This window comes from Clostridium sp. TF11-13AC (assembly GCF_003481065.1).
GTDB lineage: Bacteria > Bacillota > Clostridia > Lachnospirales > Lachnospiraceae > Otoolea > Otoolea fessa.
The window spans coordinates 345,079-361,570 of record NZ_QUKJ01000003.1; the positions used below are offsets into that span (position 1 = coordinate 345,079).

Annotated in this window: 14 protein-coding genes and 2 tRNA genes; 4 read left to right on the forward strand and 12 right to left on the reverse strand. The window is 48.9% G+C overall.

Annotation, left to right across the window (positions count from 1 at the left end):
* Window positions 1-64: 64 nt before the first annotated feature.
* The 8 genes from DXD12_RS08925 to hrcA form a co-directional block, all read right to left on the reverse strand.
* Window positions 65-736: an ABC transporter ATP-binding protein gene (locus tag DXD12_RS08925; RefSeq protein ID WP_118638120.1), complete on the reverse strand. Its 672-nt coding sequence runs from the start codon at window positions 734-736 to the stop codon at window positions 65-67.
* Window positions 737-901: 165 nt separating this feature from the next.
* Window positions 902-3,001: a polyribonucleotide nucleotidyltransferase gene (locus DXD12_RS08930; protein ID WP_107001095.1), complete on the reverse strand. Its 2,100-nt coding sequence runs from the start codon at window positions 2,999-3,001 to the stop codon at window positions 902-904.
* A gap of 216 nt (window positions 3,002-3,217) precedes the next feature.
* The gene (rpsO, locus tag DXD12_RS08935) at window positions 3,218-3,484 is read right to left on the reverse strand and encodes a 30S ribosomal protein S15 (protein WP_022358577.1); all 267 of its coding nucleotides are present in this window, start codon (window positions 3,482-3,484) and stop codon (window positions 3,218-3,220) included.
* Between the two features lie 167 nt (window positions 3,485-3,651).
* A complete protein-coding gene (locus DXD12_RS08940; RefSeq protein ID WP_243105366.1) occupies window positions 3,652-5,763 on the reverse strand; it encodes a L,D-transpeptidase family protein in 2,112 nt (703 codons plus the stop codon).
* A gap of 459 nt (window positions 5,764-6,222) precedes the next feature.
* Window positions 6,223-7,377: a molecular chaperone DnaJ gene (gene dnaJ, locus DXD12_RS08945; RefSeq protein ID WP_118467196.1), complete on the reverse strand. Its 1,155-nt coding sequence runs from the start codon at window positions 7,375-7,377 to the stop codon at window positions 6,223-6,225.
* A gap of 313 nt (window positions 7,378-7,690) precedes the next feature.
* Entirely contained in the window at window positions 7,691-9,559 is a 1,869-nt protein-coding gene (dnaK, locus tag DXD12_RS08950; protein WP_022359496.1) for a molecular chaperone DnaK, read from the reverse strand.
* Between the two features lie 144 nt (window positions 9,560-9,703).
* Complete coding sequence (gene grpE / locus DXD12_RS08955; protein WP_118471934.1) at window positions 9,704-10,315, reverse strand: nucleotide exchange factor GrpE; 612 nt, start codon at window positions 10,313-10,315, stop codon at window positions 9,704-9,706.
* Between the two features lie 31 nt (window positions 10,316-10,346).
* The gene (gene hrcA / locus DXD12_RS08960) at window positions 10,347-11,390 is read right to left on the reverse strand and encodes a heat-inducible transcriptional repressor HrcA (protein ID WP_107001098.1); all 1,044 of its coding nucleotides are present in this window, start codon (window positions 11,388-11,390) and stop codon (window positions 10,347-10,349) included.
* A 470-nt stretch (window positions 11,391-11,860) separates the two neighbouring features.
* Here hrcA and DXD12_RS08965 point away from each other — a divergent pair, with 470 nt between their 5' ends.
* Window positions 11,861-12,544, forward strand: a complete 684-nt coding sequence (locus DXD12_RS08965; RefSeq protein ID WP_182457053.1) for a 3D domain-containing protein — start codon at window positions 11,861-11,863, stop codon at window positions 12,542-12,544.
* An 84-nt stretch (window positions 12,545-12,628) separates the two neighbouring features.
* Here DXD12_RS08965 and DXD12_RS15335 read toward each other — a convergent pair whose 3' ends face one another.
* A complete protein-coding gene (locus DXD12_RS15335; protein ID WP_022358601.1) occupies window positions 12,629-12,772 on the reverse strand; it encodes a hypothetical protein in 144 nt (47 codons plus the stop codon).
* Window positions 12,773-13,089: 317 nt separating this feature from the next.
* Between DXD12_RS15335 and DXD12_RS08970 the strand changes: the two genes are divergently transcribed.
* The 3 genes from DXD12_RS08970 to DXD12_RS08980 all read left to right on the forward strand — a co-directional run bounded on the left by DXD12_RS08970 (window position 13,090) and on the right by DXD12_RS08980 (window position 14,123).
* A tRNA-Pro gene (locus tag DXD12_RS08970) sits at window positions 13,090-13,163 on the forward strand.
* Window positions 13,164-13,181: 18 nt separating this feature from the next.
* A tRNA-Glu gene (locus DXD12_RS08975) sits at window positions 13,182-13,253 on the forward strand.
* Between the two features lie 240 nt (window positions 13,254-13,493).
* A complete protein-coding gene (locus tag DXD12_RS08980; RefSeq protein ID WP_022358492.1) occupies window positions 13,494-14,123 on the forward strand; it encodes a DUF4397 domain-containing protein in 630 nt (209 codons plus the stop codon).
* A gap of 181 nt (window positions 14,124-14,304) precedes the next feature.
* Here the strand turns inward: DXD12_RS08980 and DXD12_RS08985 are convergent, their stop codons facing one another.
* From DXD12_RS08985 to DXD12_RS08995, 3 genes are all read right to left on the reverse strand, one after another.
* Window positions 14,305-14,715 carry a metal-dependent transcriptional regulator gene (locus DXD12_RS08985; RefSeq protein ID WP_118471928.1) on the reverse strand — a complete coding sequence of 137 codons (411 nt, stop codon included), beginning with the start codon at window positions 14,713-14,715 and terminating at the stop codon, window positions 14,305-14,307.
* A 241-nt stretch (window positions 14,716-14,956) separates the two neighbouring features.
* Window positions 14,957-15,244, reverse strand: coding sequence for a DUF2325 domain-containing protein (locus DXD12_RS08990; RefSeq protein ID WP_022358490.1), 288 nt, complete (start codon window positions 15,242-15,244; stop codon window positions 14,957-14,959).
* A 211-nt stretch (window positions 15,245-15,455) separates the two neighbouring features.
* Window positions 15,456-16,442 (reverse strand): glycyl-radical enzyme activating protein, encoded by a 987-nt coding sequence (locus DXD12_RS08995; protein ID WP_118538385.1) that lies wholly within the window; start codon window positions 16,440-16,442, stop codon window positions 15,456-15,458.
* Window positions 16,443-16,492 lie beyond the last annotated feature (50 nt).

The following is a 16,492-nucleotide window of genomic DNA, read 5'->3' on the forward strand; positions in this document are numbered from 1 at the left end:
TTGTACCTCCTCCTGTTTTCTCACTCTTAAAACGTTACTGTTCACGCATACGTGCCCAGTAACCTTAAAACCTCTGTATCAGCTCCCGCGCCGAAAGCCCTGCCTCCGTCGGAACCAGCACACCGCCCTTTAATACATACAGGGTTGTACACGCCCCTATCTCTCCCATCTCATGGGACGTCAAAAGAACTGTCCCCCCTGCTTTCACATAGCTCCTGATATAAGTCAGGATCTGCTCCTTTGCCTCCAGGTCAAGCGCTGCCCCCGGTTCATCGAGAATCAGGATATCCGCGCGTCCGGAGAGTGCCGCCGCGATGCTCAGCCTCTTTTTCTCTCCGCCTGAAAGCCGTCCCGCCTGCGTTTTCAAGAATCGGTCCACACCCAGCACATGACCGACGCCGCATTCCAGATCCCGCTCCATCTCCCGCCGTTTTCCCCGGAACCAGAGACGGTAATTATCAAATGCCGTCAGCTCCGGGATCAATGGATTTTCCTGAGGCACATAGGCGATTTTTTCTTCTAATAGACGATGTCTTCCAAGCGCCTCCTGCCCGTCAATCCGAATACTCCCCCGATCCGGCTTGCGGATCCCCGCGATGATCGAGAGCAGCGTCGTCTTGCCACATCCATTTCCGCCGACAATCCCGATGCATTCCCCTGGATTTGCCCGAAAAGAGACATCTTTTAGGATCGTCCTTCCGCGGTACCGTTTTTCTATCCCTGTTACCTCTAACATATTTTTCCTCTTTGTAAAGTAAAAAGGAACACCGCAAAGCAGAAGCGAACCGCTTCTCTGCCTTGCAGCATTCCTTACTTTATCTGGTCTGCGCCGCAGTGATGCAGGCACATTGATTTTATGATGGATGATTGCAGCACATCGTGTGCATTTGCAATCTATTTATTATTTATTTTCAGCCAGATCGCCTGGTTTCATGCTCAGGTTGATACGACCCATCTTATCGACCTCGATTACCTTTACAGTAACTTCATCGCCGATGTTGACAACATCCTCTACCTTCGCTACGCGCTTGTCCGAAAGCTTGGAAATATGAACCATACCATCTTTGTTCGGAGCCAGCTCTACGAATGCACCAAAATTCATGATACGGACAACGGTACCTGTCAGAATCTGACCCGGCTCGATGTCGGTCACGATGCCCTTGATGATGGAAACTGCCTTGTCGATCATTGCCTGATCGGTGCCGCATACAGATACGCTTCCGTCATCCTCGATATCGATCTTAACGCCGGTCTGCTCGATGATCTTGTTGATTACCTTGCCCTGTTTGCCGACTACATCGCCGATCTTCTGCGGATCGATGGAGATCTGAACGATCTTCGGAGCATACTGGCTGACGGTCTTTCTCGGCTCGGAGATAACCGGCGCCATAACTTCATCCAGAATGTAGAGTCTTGCCTCTCTCGTCTTAGCGATTGCCTCCTCGATGATCGGGCGGGTCAGACCGTGGATCTTGATATCCATCTGGATGGAAGTAATACCCTTGTGAGTGCCGCCTACCTTGAAGTCCATATCGCCGAAGAAGTCTTCCAGACCCTGGATATCGGTCAGAACGATGTAATCATCATCGGTGTCGCCTGTTACCAGACCGCAGGAAATACCAGCTACCGGAGCTTTGATCGGTACACCTGCTGCCATCAGGGACAGAGTGGATGCACAGATACTTGCCTGGGAGGTAGAACCATTGGATTCCATCGTCTCAGATACGGTACGGATTGCATACGGGAACTCTTCCGCAGTCGGAAGTACCGGCACAAGCGCACGCTCCGCCAACGCACCATGACCGATCTCACGGCGTCCCGGTCCTCTGGACGGTTTGGTTTCGCCTACGGAGTAGGACGGGAAGTTGTAATGGTGCATATATCTCTTGGATGTCTCGTTCTCATCCAGTCCGTCGATCTTCTGTGCCTCGGACAGCGGAGCCAGTGTACAGATATTTAAAATCTGTGTCTGTCCACGGGTGAACATACCGGAACCGTGTACACGCGGCAGAATGTCGATCTCTGCTGCCAGCGGACGGATCTCGGTGATACCGCGGCCATCCGGACGCTTGTGATCTTTGAGGATCATCTTGCGGACAGTCTTCTTCTGGTACTGATATACAGCCTCACCCAGAACAGCCAGCCACTCCTCGTTATCAGCAAATGCCTCTTCCAGGCGCTCGGTGATTGCGCGGATATTCTCTTCTCTCTTCTGTTTCTCGTCTGTAAATACAGCCTCTTCCATCTCTTCCTGCGGAACCAGCTCACGAATCGCTGCAAACAGCTCTTCCGGAACTGCACAGCTCTCGTAGGAATGTTTCGGCTTGCCGCACTCTGCTACGATGGTGTCGATGAATTTGATGATCTCCTGGTTTACTTCGTGTGCCTTGAAGATCGCATCGATCATGATGTTCTCCGGAACTTCCTTTGCGCCAGCCTCGATCATGATAACCTTCTCGCGGGTGGAAGCAACGGTCAGAGCCATATCAGATACTTTCTTCTGTGCGTTGGTCGGGTTTACGATAAACTCGCCGTCGATCATGCCGATCTGGGTGGTCGCACACGGACCATCAAACGGGATATCGGAAATGCAGGTTGCGATTGCAGAACCTAACATTGCGGTATACTCCGGGCTGCAGTCCTGGTCAACGGATAATACGAGGTTATTTAAGGTAACATCGTTGCGGTAATCCTTCGGGAACAGCGGACGCATCGGACGGTCGATAACACGTGCAGTCAGAACTGCGTTCTCAGATGCCTTTCCCTCTCTCTTGTTAAATCCGCCCGGAATCTTTCCGACCGAATACATCTTCTCCTCAAACTCAACGCTTAACGGGAAGAAATCAATACCGTCACGCGGCTTGTCAGAAGCTGTCGCGGTTGATAATACGGTTGTATCTCCATAATGCATAAATGCAGCACCATTTGCCTGAGCTGCTACACGGCCAACATCCACTGTTAAAGTTCTGCCAGCCAGTTCCATCGAAAAACTCTTGTACATCTCATATCTCCTTTCATCTTGTTTTGCAGAAGAACCTTCACATTCTCATACGCCGCTTTCGGTTCCAAAAGTGCCTTTCTGTGAAAAGTAATACCGAAACTACTGCTCTGCCCGCAAATATGTTTTTCTGCTTTACGGGTACAGCAGCGGTCTCGGACTTTTCTTCTACATAAACAACTAGGGTGGATTGCTCCACCCTATACGTTTTAATCTTAATTACTTTCTGATGCCTAACTTCTCGATCAGTGCACGGTATCCTTCCAGATCGGATTTCTTTAAGTAATCCAGAAGACCACGTCTCTGTCCTACCATCTTCAGAAGTCCGCGGCGGGAATGATGATCCTTCTGATTGGATTTTAAATGCTCTGTAAGCTCAGCGATTCTAGCGGTCAGAATTGCGATCTGAACCTCCGGTGAACCTGTATCGCCTGCTTTTCTTCCGTACTGTTCGATAATAGCTGCTTTCTTTTCCTTTGAAATCATTGTGATTTCCTCCTTAAAATAATTATTCTTACCGTATGCTAAGTTTATGTCGGAGTCGTCAAAAAACTGAGCACCGGCGGACTCATACATATTTAGTATAACACAATATGTTTTCGGTGTAAATCATTTTATGCAGGTTTTTTCTCGATTTTTATTCCCGTTTCTTCCTATGCTCCTGGTCCCACTGCAATATTTCCACCATTATCCCCCGAAGGACCTCCCGGTCCTGCCTGGGTCGGTGCCGCAGTCTCCGGCGCTTTCGTCTCCGCCTGCGTCGGCGCTGTGGTCGGTGCCGGACCCGGTGCCTGTGTTTCTGCCGGTGCTGGCGCCTGCGTCTCTGCCGGAGCTGGTGTTTCTGCTGGCGCCGTGGTCTCTGCCGGCTTCGTCTCCGCCGGTTTTGCCGTACCGCTCGTCGTACTCTTCTCCGTACCAGGCAGATTGTAACAGATCACCGGAGTTCCTGCCGAAATATTGTCAAAGATCGTCTTTGCAACACTCGGCGGCAGATTGATACAGCCGTGGGAACCGCCCGTCTTGTAAATCGTACCGCCAAAACTGCTTCTCCACTTCGCATCATGCATACCGATACCATTATTGAACGGCATCCAGTAATTAACCGGCGTCCGGTAATTCTCACCCTTCAGGACCGCATTTTTCTGCTTATATGCCAGCGGATACGAGCCTGCCGGGGTTCCCCAGCCTTTCGCCAGGTTTCCAGATACGAAATCCGACTCTACCACCAGCTTTCCTTCTTTATAGAAGAAAAGGTGCTGTCCGGTCAGATTGATCTCCACGTAAGTGTCGCCGTAGTCATTTGCCCCATGGCTCGCCGCCTTCTGGGAATACTCCGGCTCACGCGTCGTACTCTCGCCGGAGGCAATAATCGCTGCCAGCGCTTCCGTCTCTGCCGCCTGGTTGATCTTCCAGCCATACGTTCCGCCGCTTACCTGAATCGTGGAACCATACGATGTTTTCAATGTTTTCGCTTTGTTTGAAGTATTGTGTGCTTTCGCCATCTCAGACACGTACTCCGACACCTTGGAGGAATCTACCGAAACACTTCCGTCTGCATTGGCAATCAGCCACCCATGAATCTGATCTCCATTTAAGGTCTCCGTCGAATCGCCAAACTGGTATGTCACGCTCATTTTCGCGTATTTATTCATCTTATCCAGCTGTTCTGCCAGAGATGCATCGTCTTTCAATACCGTCGGCTTCTTATAGACATCTGCTTCCTCCAGCGATAAATGATCCTGCAGATTCTCGATCGCACCCGTTACCGCCTGTGTCAGCTTCTCCGCCTCGACTGCCGTTCCTTCCTGTTCGGGCTCAATCGAATATCCCTGTCCGGACACATACTCTGAAATCTTTGCATTGACCGGTTCTACCACTTTCCCCGGGTCTAAACACGATAAATTCCGGATCTGGCTTTCCAGCGCCGCATCATCATACGCCACCATGGTTCCGATCGTATATTCTTCCTGTTTCACATGCCCCAGCCATGTGAACGGGTTCTGCGCCGCTACCATCTTTTCCAGGCTGCCGTCAAACTCCGCATGCAGCTTGATATCGGTTCCGGCAATGGTTTCTGTCTGATTATTTCTCTCGGTGATCGTCAGTGTGTAACCATTCACACCTTCCGCAATCAGTTCCTGCACCTCTGCCGCTGTCTTTCCGGACGCGTCAACACCGTTGATCTGCGTATTCGGAAAGAAACGAGTCTTATATTTCTGGGACATTCCCGCATAGACACCTCCGGCTGCCACGAGCAGAATGCCCGCCGTGCAGGCAGCGATCCAGGCCGTCTTTTTACCGGTTGTTTTTCTATGCTCAGCTTTCAGAGCTGCCTTTTCCGGGGTAGTTTCCGTCCAGGATGCCGTCTTTCCGGAATCCTGTCCCCGCTGCGGCGCCGCATGGGCTGCCTCCCGCCCTGTGCCTGCGTTCTGATTTCCACGGGCGCGGCTGCGCTTTCGACTGGCTGTCTCCTCCGGCTCTTTCTCCGGCAGGCGTTCCGGCTCTTCCCACCGGTTCTGATCCTGACGCTCTGGCTGGTGTATGTTTTCCATGTCCAGCTCCGCTTCCCTCAGGATCCGTTCTTCCATATCCCGGTCGAAATAATCATCATCCAAATAGCCCTCATCCGGCTCATCCAGATAATCTTCATCTTCCAGCATAATCTCCCGGCTGTTCATCGCCGTATTTCGTCTCACCGGCTCCCGCCCATCTTCGCGGCTGCCGGAACGTGAATTTTCATTCAAATTCCCGTTTCTATCTGTCATCGTCCTATTCTCCCTTTAAAAATCCAATACGGGTTCCTATTCCCGGAAGGATCTGCCATTCAAGTAATGGTTTTATCATTTGGCATATTTTTCTGACAAAAATCCATGCTATCTGTGTTGCTGGTCCTCCATCGTCCTATTGTATATAAGTTTTAAACGGAAGTCAACTTACAAAACTCTGTCATTTTCTGGTATATTCTGTTACGTTTCTGTTCACGGGTAGGCACTTTTGGAACCGAAAGTGCCGTAAGAAAACGTGGTGGCAGCAGGAATTTGCCGTATTTAAATGCGAAGCCACGGCAAATTCCGTTACTGGGCACGTATGCGTGAACAGTAACTATATTCTGTTACAGAACGCGTAATGGGACGTAATTTTCTATGAAACAGAAACAAAGAGCTGCCGCGCCGCATTTTTATGTCAGCCCGACAGCTCTTTTCTATTTTTGTCCTGTCCGTATTCTATTTCTCCAGCTTTCCGAACAGTCCTTTCTTCTTATGTTTCTCGCCCTCCGGTGCAATTCCGTTCATGGCATCGTCAAACTTGCGAAGCGCTTCCTTCTGTGCCTCGGTCATGCGCTCCGGAACCTGTACCACCAGCGTCACGAAATGGTCGCCGCGCACGTTGCGGTTACGCAGGGACGGAACACCTTTTCCTTTCAGACGGACTCTCGTATCTGTCTGGGTTCCCGGTTTGACCTCATACTCTACCTCGCCGTCCACCGTCTTGATGCGGATCGGACCGCCGAGTGCTGCTTTCACGAAGGAGATCGGCACGGTTGAGTAGATTGTTGTATCCTGGCGCTTGAAGACCGGGTGCTGGGATACCACTACTTCTACCAGCAGATCTCCGCGCGGACCGCCGTTGGTACCTGGTTCGCCATTGCCGCGGTCACGCAGCATCTGACCGTTGTCAATACCTGCCGGGATCGTCACTTTGATCTTCTTTCTCTTCGCTACATAGCCGGTTCCGTAGCAATCCGGGCATTTATCCTTGATGATCTTTCCGGTTCCGTTGCAATCCGGACAGGTCTGTACATTCTGAATCTGACCAAAGAACGACTGCTGCGTGTACATGATCTTGCCTTTACCGTTACATTTCGGACAGGTCTGCGGCTGGGTTCCCGGTTTTGCACCCGTTCCATGGCATTTCTCACAGGTTTCCTTTAAGTTTAACTCCAGCTCTTTTTCACAGCCGAAGATCGCTTCTTCAAAAGTAATCCGCACACTGGTACGCACATCCGCGCCGCGCATCGGTCCGTTGCTTCTGCCGCCGCGGCTGCGTCCGCCGCCAAAAATATCTCCGAAGATATCTCCGAAAATGTCTCCCATATCGCCGCCGTTGAAATCAAAACCACCGAATCCGCCAGCGCCGCCTGCACCGCCGTCAAAAGCCGCATGGCCGAACTGATCATACTGACGTCTCTTCTCCGGATCACTCAGTACGCTGTAGGCCTCCGATGCCTCCTTAAATTTATCGGCTGCCGCCTGATCGCCCGGATTTGCATCCGGATGATACTTTTTGGCCAGGGTTCTGTATGCTTTTTTGAGTGTCGCATCGTCCGCATCCTTCGGGACGCCTAAGACCTCATAGTAATCTCTCTTACTCTCTGCCATTTCAGCTCTTCCTTCCCAAAATCCGCCGGTACATTTGACCGCATCCGGCAGAGTTTCTATCGTATCTATTTATCTTCCCAAAACGTAACTGTTCAGTACCTTCACAGTCACGCGCAGTAAATGCGCAGACCTACTGAACAGTTACCCCACAACCTACAAATGGGGGTCTGCCGCAGATTCCTGCGACAGCCCCTCACTGCGTTTTTCTATTGATACCCCGATGCCCCGGATTGCTCCGCACTGCGTGCTCCCGCAATCCTCAAAAACATTCGTAATCCGCTCATTTTTCTTTGAAAAATGGCTGCTTATTATATTATACCTCTTTAAAGTCTCCGTCAACTACATTATCGTCGTGCGGTGCACTTCCTGCATCAGCTGCACCCTGAGCTCCGCCCTGTGCTCCTGCTGCGCCAGCTGCCTGTGCCTGCTCGTAAACCTTGCTGAAGAGTGCCTGTGCGCTGTTCATCAGTTTTTCCTTGCCAGCCTTGATTTCATCAATCTGTGCATCGGTCATCTGGTCGATGGGAGCTTTGTTGATAGCTTCTTTCAGTGCATTTAAGTCAGCTTCTACGGCTGCTTTATCGTTTGCATCGATCTTATCGCCTACATCCTGCAGAGCCTTCTCGGTCTGGAATACCATGGAGTCAGCTTCATTTCTTGCATCGATGCCCTCTTTTCTCTTCTTATCCTGTGCCTCGTACTCAGCTGCCTCTTTGACTGCCTTATCGATATCGGAATCGGACATATTGGAACCAGAGGTAATCGTGATGTGCTGCTCTTTACCTGTACCAAGGTCTTTTGCAGATACATTTACGATACCGTTTGCATCAATATCGAAGGTAACCTCAATCTGCGGAACACCTCTTCTTGCCGGAAGAATGCCATCCAGACGGAAGGTTCCCAGTGTCTTGTTGTCCTTTGCGAACTGTCTCTCGCCCTGTACAACGTGGATATCAACAGCGGTCTGGTTATCAGCTGCGGTAGAGAAGATCTGGCTCTTCTTGGTCGGGATTGTGGTATTTCTCTCAATCAGTCTGGTTGCTACACCACCCATAGTCTCGATGGACAGGGACAGCGGAGTTACATCCAGAAGAAGGATATCACCGGCACCGGCATCGCCAGCCAGCTTACCACCTTGGATAGCTGCACCGATTGCTACGCACTCATCCGGGTTTAAGGATTTGCTCGGCTCTTTACCAGTCAGACGTTTTACTTCTTCCTGTGCTGCCAGCATACGTGTGGAACCACCTACCAGAAGTACTTTGCTTAACTCAGAAGCAGTGATACCAGCATCTTTCAGTGCGTTCTGTACCGGAATTGCGGTTCTCTCGATTAAGTCTCTGGTCAGCTCATCAAATTTAGCTCTGGTCAGGTTCATATCCAGATGCTTCGGTCCCTCGCTGGTTGCAGTGATGAACGGAAGGTTGATATTGGTTGTAGTTGCGGAAGAAAGCTCTTTTTTCGCTTTCTCAGCTGCTTCTTTCAGTCTCTGAAGCGCCATCTTATCAGCGGAAAGGTCTACACCCTCTGCTTTCTTGAACTCGTCGATCATCCACTGGGTAATACGGTTATCGAAATCATCGCCGCCCAGATGTGTATCGCCGTTGGTTGCCAGAACCTCGATAACGCCGTCACCGATCTCGATGATGGAAACATCGAATGTACCGCCACCTAAGTCATATACCATGATCTTCTGCTCTTTCTCATTATCAAGGCCATACGCAAGCGCTGCTGCCGTCGGCTCGTTGATAATTCTCTTTACATCCAGACCAGCGATCTTACCTGCATCCTTGGTTGCCTGACGCTGTGCGTCGTTGAAGTAAGCCGGAACAGTAATAACTGCCTCGTTTACCTTCTCGCCCAAGTAGCTCTCTGCATCTGCTTTCAGCTTCTGCAGAATCATCGCGGAAATCTCCTGCGGCGTATATTTCTTGTCATCAATGGTTACTTTGTAGTCGCTACCCATGTGTCTCTTGATAGAAGAAATGGTCTTCTCAGCGTTGGTAACTGCCTGACGCTTTGCCGGCTCGCCGACCAGTCTCTCGCCTGTCTTTGTAAATGCCACAACGGACGGTGTGGTACGGATACCTTCTGTATTTGCGATAACAACCGGTTTACCACCTTCCATAACGGCTACACAACTGTTTGTTGTACCTAAGTCAATACCGATAATCTTGCTCATAGTTATTTCCTCCTGAAATTATCTTTTTCTGGCAGTTCTCTTTCTCCCCATGGGAGTTAAATTCTGCCGCCTGTCTGTCTATATTATATCAAATCAACCACCAGCACCGAATTCTGGGTGCCAGCTGTTTACGTGTTACCTATTTTAATTTGCCACTTTTACCATGCTGTGGCGAACCACGCTGTCGCGGTATACATAGCCTTTCTGGAACTCCTCGGCTACCACATTCTCACCCAGGTTTTCATCCTCAATATGCATCACTGCATTGTGGAAGTTCGGATCAAATGGCTGACCAACCGCTTCGATTGGCTTTACACCTGCATCACCCAGTGTTTTTACGAGCTGCTTGTAAACCTTATCCATGCCCTCGGCGAAAGCACTTTTTTCTTCGCCCTCCGGGATGGTCGCCAGACCACGCTCGAAATTGTCCACCACCGGGAGAATCTTCTCGATGATGTCCTTTGCGCCAATCTCATACATCGCTGATTTTTCTTTCTCCGTTCGTTTTCGGAAATTGTCAAATTCAGCCATCGTGCGCTTCAGGCGATCCGTCAGCTCCTCGATCTGCTCATCTTTCTTATCCTTCTTTTTGGAGAAAAATCCTTTTTTCTCTTTTTCTCCCTCCGGCGCTTGTGCGTCTTCCGAAGAAGCTTCCTTTTCCTTCACTGCCTCAGCTTCTGCCTGGGTTTCTGTTTCTTTTACCTGCTCCTCATTTGCTGCCTCGGCTGCTTTGGAATCTATCTCTGTCTTTGCCATGTCTCTCACCTCTTTATTTTGCACATCCGTGCTACTCGGTATCTTTATGATTGAATGTCTGATCGAGCTGGCTCTTTAATGAGCGCAGGGTCGATACAACTTTGTCATAATCCATTCGTTTCGGTCCAACGATTCCTATCGTTCCCCGAAGTCCGTCCCCCAATTCATAATTGGCAGTAACGATACTGCAGTCCTTCATCGACTGCACCTGTGTCTCACTTCCGATGTAGACCTGAATCTCATTTTTCTTATCGCTGTCCGCATCGTCCTCGGTAAGAATCTCTCTCCAGAGGTCTTTCTGCTCCAGTGTCCCGATGAGCTGGCTGGCTTTCGCGCCATCGCTCAGTTCTGGATATTTGAAAATGTTCGTCGTACCTTCGGTGTAAATCTGTAAATCTTCCTCGCCGGAACGAATCGCCTCGGCCACCTCGCTTAGTACCACATCCACGATGTGGCTGCGCTCGCCTGCCTGCCCTTTCATCCGGGTAATGACATCCAGATTAATCTGCTCCATCGTCAATCCGTTGAGACCGCTATTTAAAAGAATATTCAGATTCAGGATGTCCTCATCGGTCAGCTCCGCATCGAGTGCCACAATCGAGTTCTTGATAATGTTGCCTTCTAAAACAGTGACAATCAGGAGTTTCCCGGCTTCCACTCTGGAAAGCTGTATAAACTTGATCTTCGTCTGGTGATACTGCGGTCCGCTGATCAGCGTCGCATAATTCGTATTGCTCGCCAAAAGCTTTGCCATCTGCTTTAACAGAAGCTCCACCCGATCCACTCTCTGGATGACCATATCACGCACCTGCGTGACCTCCGTCTCTTTCTCATGAATCAACTGATCCACATAGAAACGATATCCTTTATCTGAAGGAATCCGGCCTGCCGATGTGTGCGGCTGAATGATATATCCCAGTTCTTCCAGATCCGACATCTCATTTCGAATCGTCGCCGAACTGAGTTTCAAATCGGAATACTTGGAGATCGTTCTGGAACCAACCGGCTCTCCGGTCTCCAGATAGTTCTGGATAATCGCTTTCAAAATCTTTTCTTTTCTCTCATCCAGTTCCATCCAATCTCTCCTTCCGTGCATCCGCTTCCGCCGGTCTCTTAAACCCGCTCTGGAAGTTTTCTGTTAGCACTCAATCTATCAGAGTGCTAATATCTACAGTTCATACTATATTACTTACGCAAGTATTTGTCAATGATTTTTTTCGGTTTTTAAAAAAATTTTTTTCTTCTTTTTTCGAATAAAATTTTCCATTCTGCATACCCTGTTTTTAGGCACGCTGATTTTCACATTTTCTATAGGTAGAAACTCCCTTCCCCGCTTTCCTGTTTGCGTTCGAACAAGCTTTCGACTTGTCGAACCTCCGACCGCTCCCAGAGCCCTATTTCCGGCTCTCCGACTTGACATTTAACATTTTTGTAATATAATAGTAATAAATTATAACATTTGTAAACACATTGCAATATTTGTGAGATGCACAATCGTTGCGATGAGACAAATGAATCTAAATTGAAATGAGAGGTTTTTATTTGATGAATATGATGAACACCATGCGGCGCGGACTTGCCACAACGGCAATGAGCCTGGTCTGTCTCATGGCAGGCACCATGAATACACTGGCAGCCACAGATGCCGGAACCGAGCTTGTCTCCCAAATAGATGCGGCAGCCGGTGAAGAAACAAACGGCACTTCCACCGAAGCAGCCCAGACACCATCTGGTCCGGCTTCCGATCCGGAGCTGATTAGAAAGCAGACAAACGCTGCTGCGGAAGAAGCGGCTGACACGAACGCTTCCGAGGCAGAAGTCGCTGCATTTTCAAATGAGTCTGCACAAGTGGAGGCAGAGAACGCTGGCGAAGCTGCAATGACTGAAAATACTGACACAAATGCTGCTGCCGAGGCACAGGAAGCAGAGGCACCTGCTGAAATCTACGCCGGACGTTTTACGACAACTGCTTACTGCAGCTGCCGCAGATGCTGCCGTGGTGGAAAGAACCGCACTAAATCCGGCACCATTCCGCAGGCAGGACATACCATTTCCGCCGACTTGCGCGTATTCCCGCTCGGAACTAAACTCCGCATCAACGGCGTTGTCTATACCGTTGAGGACAGCGGCAGCGGCATCCGCGGAAACAAACTGGACATCTTCTTCAATTCCCACAGTCAGGCACTGCAGTATGGAAAGAGAAGCGCCGATGTCTATATTGTCCGATAATTACATTGATTTTAAGCAAAAAAGGGTCTTGCAGATAGAAAATCTTTCACCTGCAAGACCCTTTTTTTATAATTCTTATTTTCCTTAATCCGTCAGCGCCTTATGATATTTCGTTTTCCGGTAAATTTTCCAAATAATGATACCCGGAATGCTCACGGTACATACGACGGTACTCACGCCTCCGATCACTCCATATATTCCAAATAAGATGGCTGCGATGATGTTCATACTTAATTCCTCCTGACTCATTCATTTTTCAATGCAAGCTCACTATGCTTTGTTCCCCATTTTATTCTTTTTATCCAAAATGAAAAGAGTTTCGGCGCATCCTTAGCAGGACTTTAATCATCCTTTCGCTTTCTTACGTTATTCATAATAATTTCGAAATATAAGTTAAAAGCGTGAAAATATTGATTTTAAAGGGTTTTTTCAATTTTTTAAAACTTTTTCAATTTTTTTCAAAAAAACGCTTGCATTTTTTTGGAAGGCGTGATAGTATATAGGAGTCGCTGATGAGCACCGCTTCAAAAGCGAGAAAATCATATCGAGGCGTGGCTCAGTTTGGTAGAGCGCTGCGTTCGGGACGCAGAGGTCGCGTGTTCGAATCACGTCGCCTCGATTGAATAAAATTAAATATGGCCTGTTGGTCAAGCGGTCAAGACGACGCCCTCTCACGGCGTAAACCCGGGTTCGATTCCCGGACAGGTCACTGAAAAGAGATTCGAGATTCGAGTCTCTTTTTTATTTTCTTCATTCTTGACCTTTCACCAATTCATGTAAACTATAACTGATTTTTGCCGATGCTCCGCATTCCAGATCGGTAAAATACACTTTTCTACAGGATCGAACAGGATTTTCAGTCCAGAAAATTCCTGCCTGCAAATAGTAACTCTCCTTTTTTCTTCTTCATATACTGCAATATAGCCAATATGAAAAGGGGTATCTTTTTATGGAAACATACAACTACGATGCAGCAGCAGTGCCTGAGGGGGATGCTGACACGACTCCGGCGGCGGCACCGGAGACGGATGCGGCAGCAGCTGGAACCAGTGATACGGCACAGTCTGGATTTAGTTCTCAGCCTCCTGTTATCTTAACATATCCGGACAGCTCATCCAATGATCTTCAGGTATCTCCAGGTTTCGGGCCATACGGGGATGTGATGCCCAGCCTGCCGTCCAATAATCATGGCAGCCCAAACACCGGCGGCTGCATAAACTGCGGCGGTTCCAACTGGAAGCCATCTCCAAATGGCGCGCTCTGGACCTGGGGCATTCTCTCGCCGTTCTTTTCCACCTCATCGGAGATCGCGCACCTGCGTTTCTACAATGCCGCCTCCATCCGCGAACCGATCGATATATACCTGAACGGACGTCTGGTCGTATCCGATCTGGATTACATGAATTATACGCGCTACATGCACATCATCCCCGGCATCTACCAGCTGACCGTCTACCGCCGAACCAATCCGGGCTTCGCCATCGTCAACACGAATATCCGGCTTCGCAGCGGTTACAGCTACACGCTGGCGGTTCTGGGTACTTTTAATGATTTTTCGGTGCAGATGCTCAACGCCTGATCGATTTTATTTGAGAAAAGCTTCTTCACGCGAGTGCACATCCCGCGGAGCGTTTTTTCATAGGACGTAATTTCCTATGAAAAAAGAGACCGCCACGTTCACGCGTGCGGTCTCTCTTCCGTGTCCTCTGCAATTATAAATTTATGATGAGAATATAACTGTCCGAATCTTAAACAGCCATCTATTTTTCCGGCTCATCTGCCCGGTTTGCTTTCTCGATCTTTGCCAGATGCGCGGCTGCAAATTCTTTGATTGCCTCAAAACTCTGCGGGCTGATCACATGTTCAATGCGGCAGGCATCTTCCACTGCCACCTCTCTTGGCACATCCAACGCTACCAAAAGCTTTGTCAGTAATGTATGACGCTCATAAATCATCTCCGCGATCTTCCGTCCCGACGGCTCCAGAGTGATATATCCCTCATGATCCATCGAAATATAACCGTTTTCACGAAGATTCTTCATCGCAACGCTGACGCTTGGTTTTGAATACCCCAGCTCATTGACTACATCGATCGAACGGATCATCGGCTTGCGATAGCTTAACATAAGAATCGTTTCCAGATAATCCTCTGCTGACTGCTGTATTTTCAAAGTGATTCCCTCCAAACTTCTAACACATAACCGGCCTGGCTTCGTGCCTTCCCGTCTCCCGCAGAATAGTCTTCCCAAACTGCCGACCAGTTACCATAATACTATATACTAGAATACCATATTTGGAAGAATATTTCAAACCATATCGAAATCAATCTATCGTTTCCAGAAACCGACGGAGTTACTGTTCACGCATACGTGCCCAGTAACGGAATTTGCCGTGGCTTCGCATTTAAATACGTCAGCAAGCTGCACAGTGTTCCTGCAAAATTTCTTCCAACGCGGTTTTGCTGCTGGTGTGGCAGCGGACAACTTCTGTCCGGCTTCCCTTTGCACCATCAACCGCCGTCCGAATCATTTTATGGGAAACGGTGCTTGTAAAGAGTACAAGCAGATCCGGCGCTCCGATCTGTTTGCCGAAATCCGCCGTCATCTGTGTAAATACCTTTGCCTTACAGTTAAATGATTTGCAGATTTTCACGTACTGGCTGACCATGCGGTCATGACCACCTACAATTACAACACTCATATTTTATCCTCCGAAAGTTAGCTCTATCTAACTGCTGATGAAGTTAGTATACACTAACTCATCTTGTTTGTCCAGAGGAAAATTGAAATTCATAGAAAATTCATAGAAATAAACGTACCGTGCAAGACTATTTTTCACCAACCAGCCTTATCTTACACGGTACGCATTTTCCCATTATCCATTTTTATCCAATACTAATTTTTATCGTATTTTACGCTTTTAACACCTCCTCTGTTACTCCCGTTTTTCCTATTCCAGCTTTATACACCTCCAATCCTGATATCGCTATATCAAACATCCAATCCGTTTCGCACAGAAATCCCATTTTCTGATACACATCCCAACGGCTCATCGACGCATGTTCTTCTAATTGATAGTTTCTTCCCAGTTGCCGGTATGCATGAAGCCCCAGTCTATGATATGGCAGAAATTCCAATTCCTGACAATTTTTAAGTTCCTGGCATAACTGCGCCGTTTTCCGAATATTTTCCACATCATCATTGACTCCTTCTACCAGCGGCACACGGACATGAATCGAATGCGGCGCGCAGATCGCATCGGCTTTGCGGATATTTTCCAGAATACAGGCATTGTCCTGCCCCGTCCATTTTTTATGCTTTTCCGGATCCATAGTTTTCACATCCACATAAAACATCTGCAGATGCGGCACGATCCGTTTCACATTTTCAAACGAAGTAAACATATCTAACTCTGCCGCCGCATTGATGCAGGCGTCATCACAGGCCTCCAGCAGTGCTTCCGCAAAATCCGTCTGACAGAACAGATCACCTCCTGAAAGTGTCACTCCACCATCAGAATAGAAGAAAAACATCTCATCCTTCTGGATCTCGCGCATTACTTCTTTTACGGTCATCTCCTTGCCATAGATCTGCTGTGCCCGGTAATTGCAGGCATCCACACACTGAAAGCACTGTTTACAGCGGCTGTGATCCCTCACGATCTCTCCCGTTTTTTCGCTCCGGCGAAGTGCCTGTTCCGGACAGACCTGGATGCAGGCGCCGCATCCGGTGCAGCGCTCTTTCATATAGTAGACTTCCCGCTGCCCCGACTGCGACTCCGGTGTCGAACACCAGGCACAGCGCAGGGGACAGCCCTTAAAAAATACAACTGTCCGCATTCCCTTCCCATCGGAGAGGGATAACCGCTCAATCCGAAGAATATTTGCTTTTAATTCCATACGCTGTTCCTCCTGTCAAGTACACCTTGCCTGCTGCCCGCCACCGCGCA

What these genes read in the sequence shown, in the direction of transcription:
- DXD12_RS15335 (WP_022358601.1), bottom strand. Translation starts at nt 12,772, where the DNA reads ATGAACATCATCGCAGCCATCTTATTTGGAATATATGGAGTGATCGGA.
- DXD12_RS08940 (WP_243105366.1), bottom strand. Translation starts at nt 5,763, where the DNA reads ATGACAGATAGAAACGGGAATTTGAATGAAAATTCACGTTCCGGCAGC.
- dnaK (WP_022359496.1), bottom strand. Translation starts at nt 9,559, where the DNA reads ATGAGCAAGATTATCGGTATTGACTTAGGTACAACAAACAGTTGTGTA.
- DXD12_RS08995 (WP_118538385.1), bottom strand. Translation starts at nt 16,442, where the DNA reads ATGGAATTAAAAGCAAATATTCTTCGGATTGAGCGGTTATCCCTCTCC.
- rpsO (WP_022358577.1), bottom strand. Translation starts at nt 3,484, where the DNA reads ATGATTTCAAAGGAAAAGAAAGCAGCTATTATCGAACAGTACGGAAGA.
- DXD12_RS08980 (WP_022358492.1), top strand. Translation starts at nt 13,494, where the DNA reads ATGGAAACATACAACTACGATGCAGCAGCAGTGCCTGAGGGGGATGCT.
- DXD12_RS08965 (WP_182457053.1), top strand. Translation starts at nt 11,861, where the DNA reads ATGAATATGATGAACACCATGCGGCGCGGACTTGCCACAACGGCAATG.
- DXD12_RS08925 (WP_118638120.1), bottom strand. Translation starts at nt 736, where the DNA reads ATGTTAGAGGTAACAGGGATAGAAAAACGGTACCGCGGAAGGACGATC.
- dnaJ (WP_118467196.1), bottom strand. Translation starts at nt 7,377, where the DNA reads ATGGCAGAGAGTAAGAGAGATTACTATGAGGTCTTAGGCGTCCCGAAG.
- grpE (WP_118471934.1), bottom strand. Translation starts at nt 10,315, where the DNA reads ATGGCAAAGACAGAGATAGATTCCAAAGCAGCCGAGGCAGCAAATGAG.
- DXD12_RS08930 (WP_107001095.1), bottom strand. Translation starts at nt 3,001, where the DNA reads ATGTACAAGAGTTTTTCGATGGAACTGGCTGGCAGAACTTTAACAGTG.
- hrcA (WP_107001098.1), bottom strand. Translation starts at nt 11,390, where the DNA reads ATGGAACTGGATGAGAGAAAAGAAAAGATTTTGAAAGCGATTATCCAG.
- DXD12_RS08990 (WP_022358490.1), bottom strand. Translation starts at nt 15,244, where the DNA reads ATGAGTGTTGTAATTGTAGGTGGTCATGACCGCATGGTCAGCCAGTAC.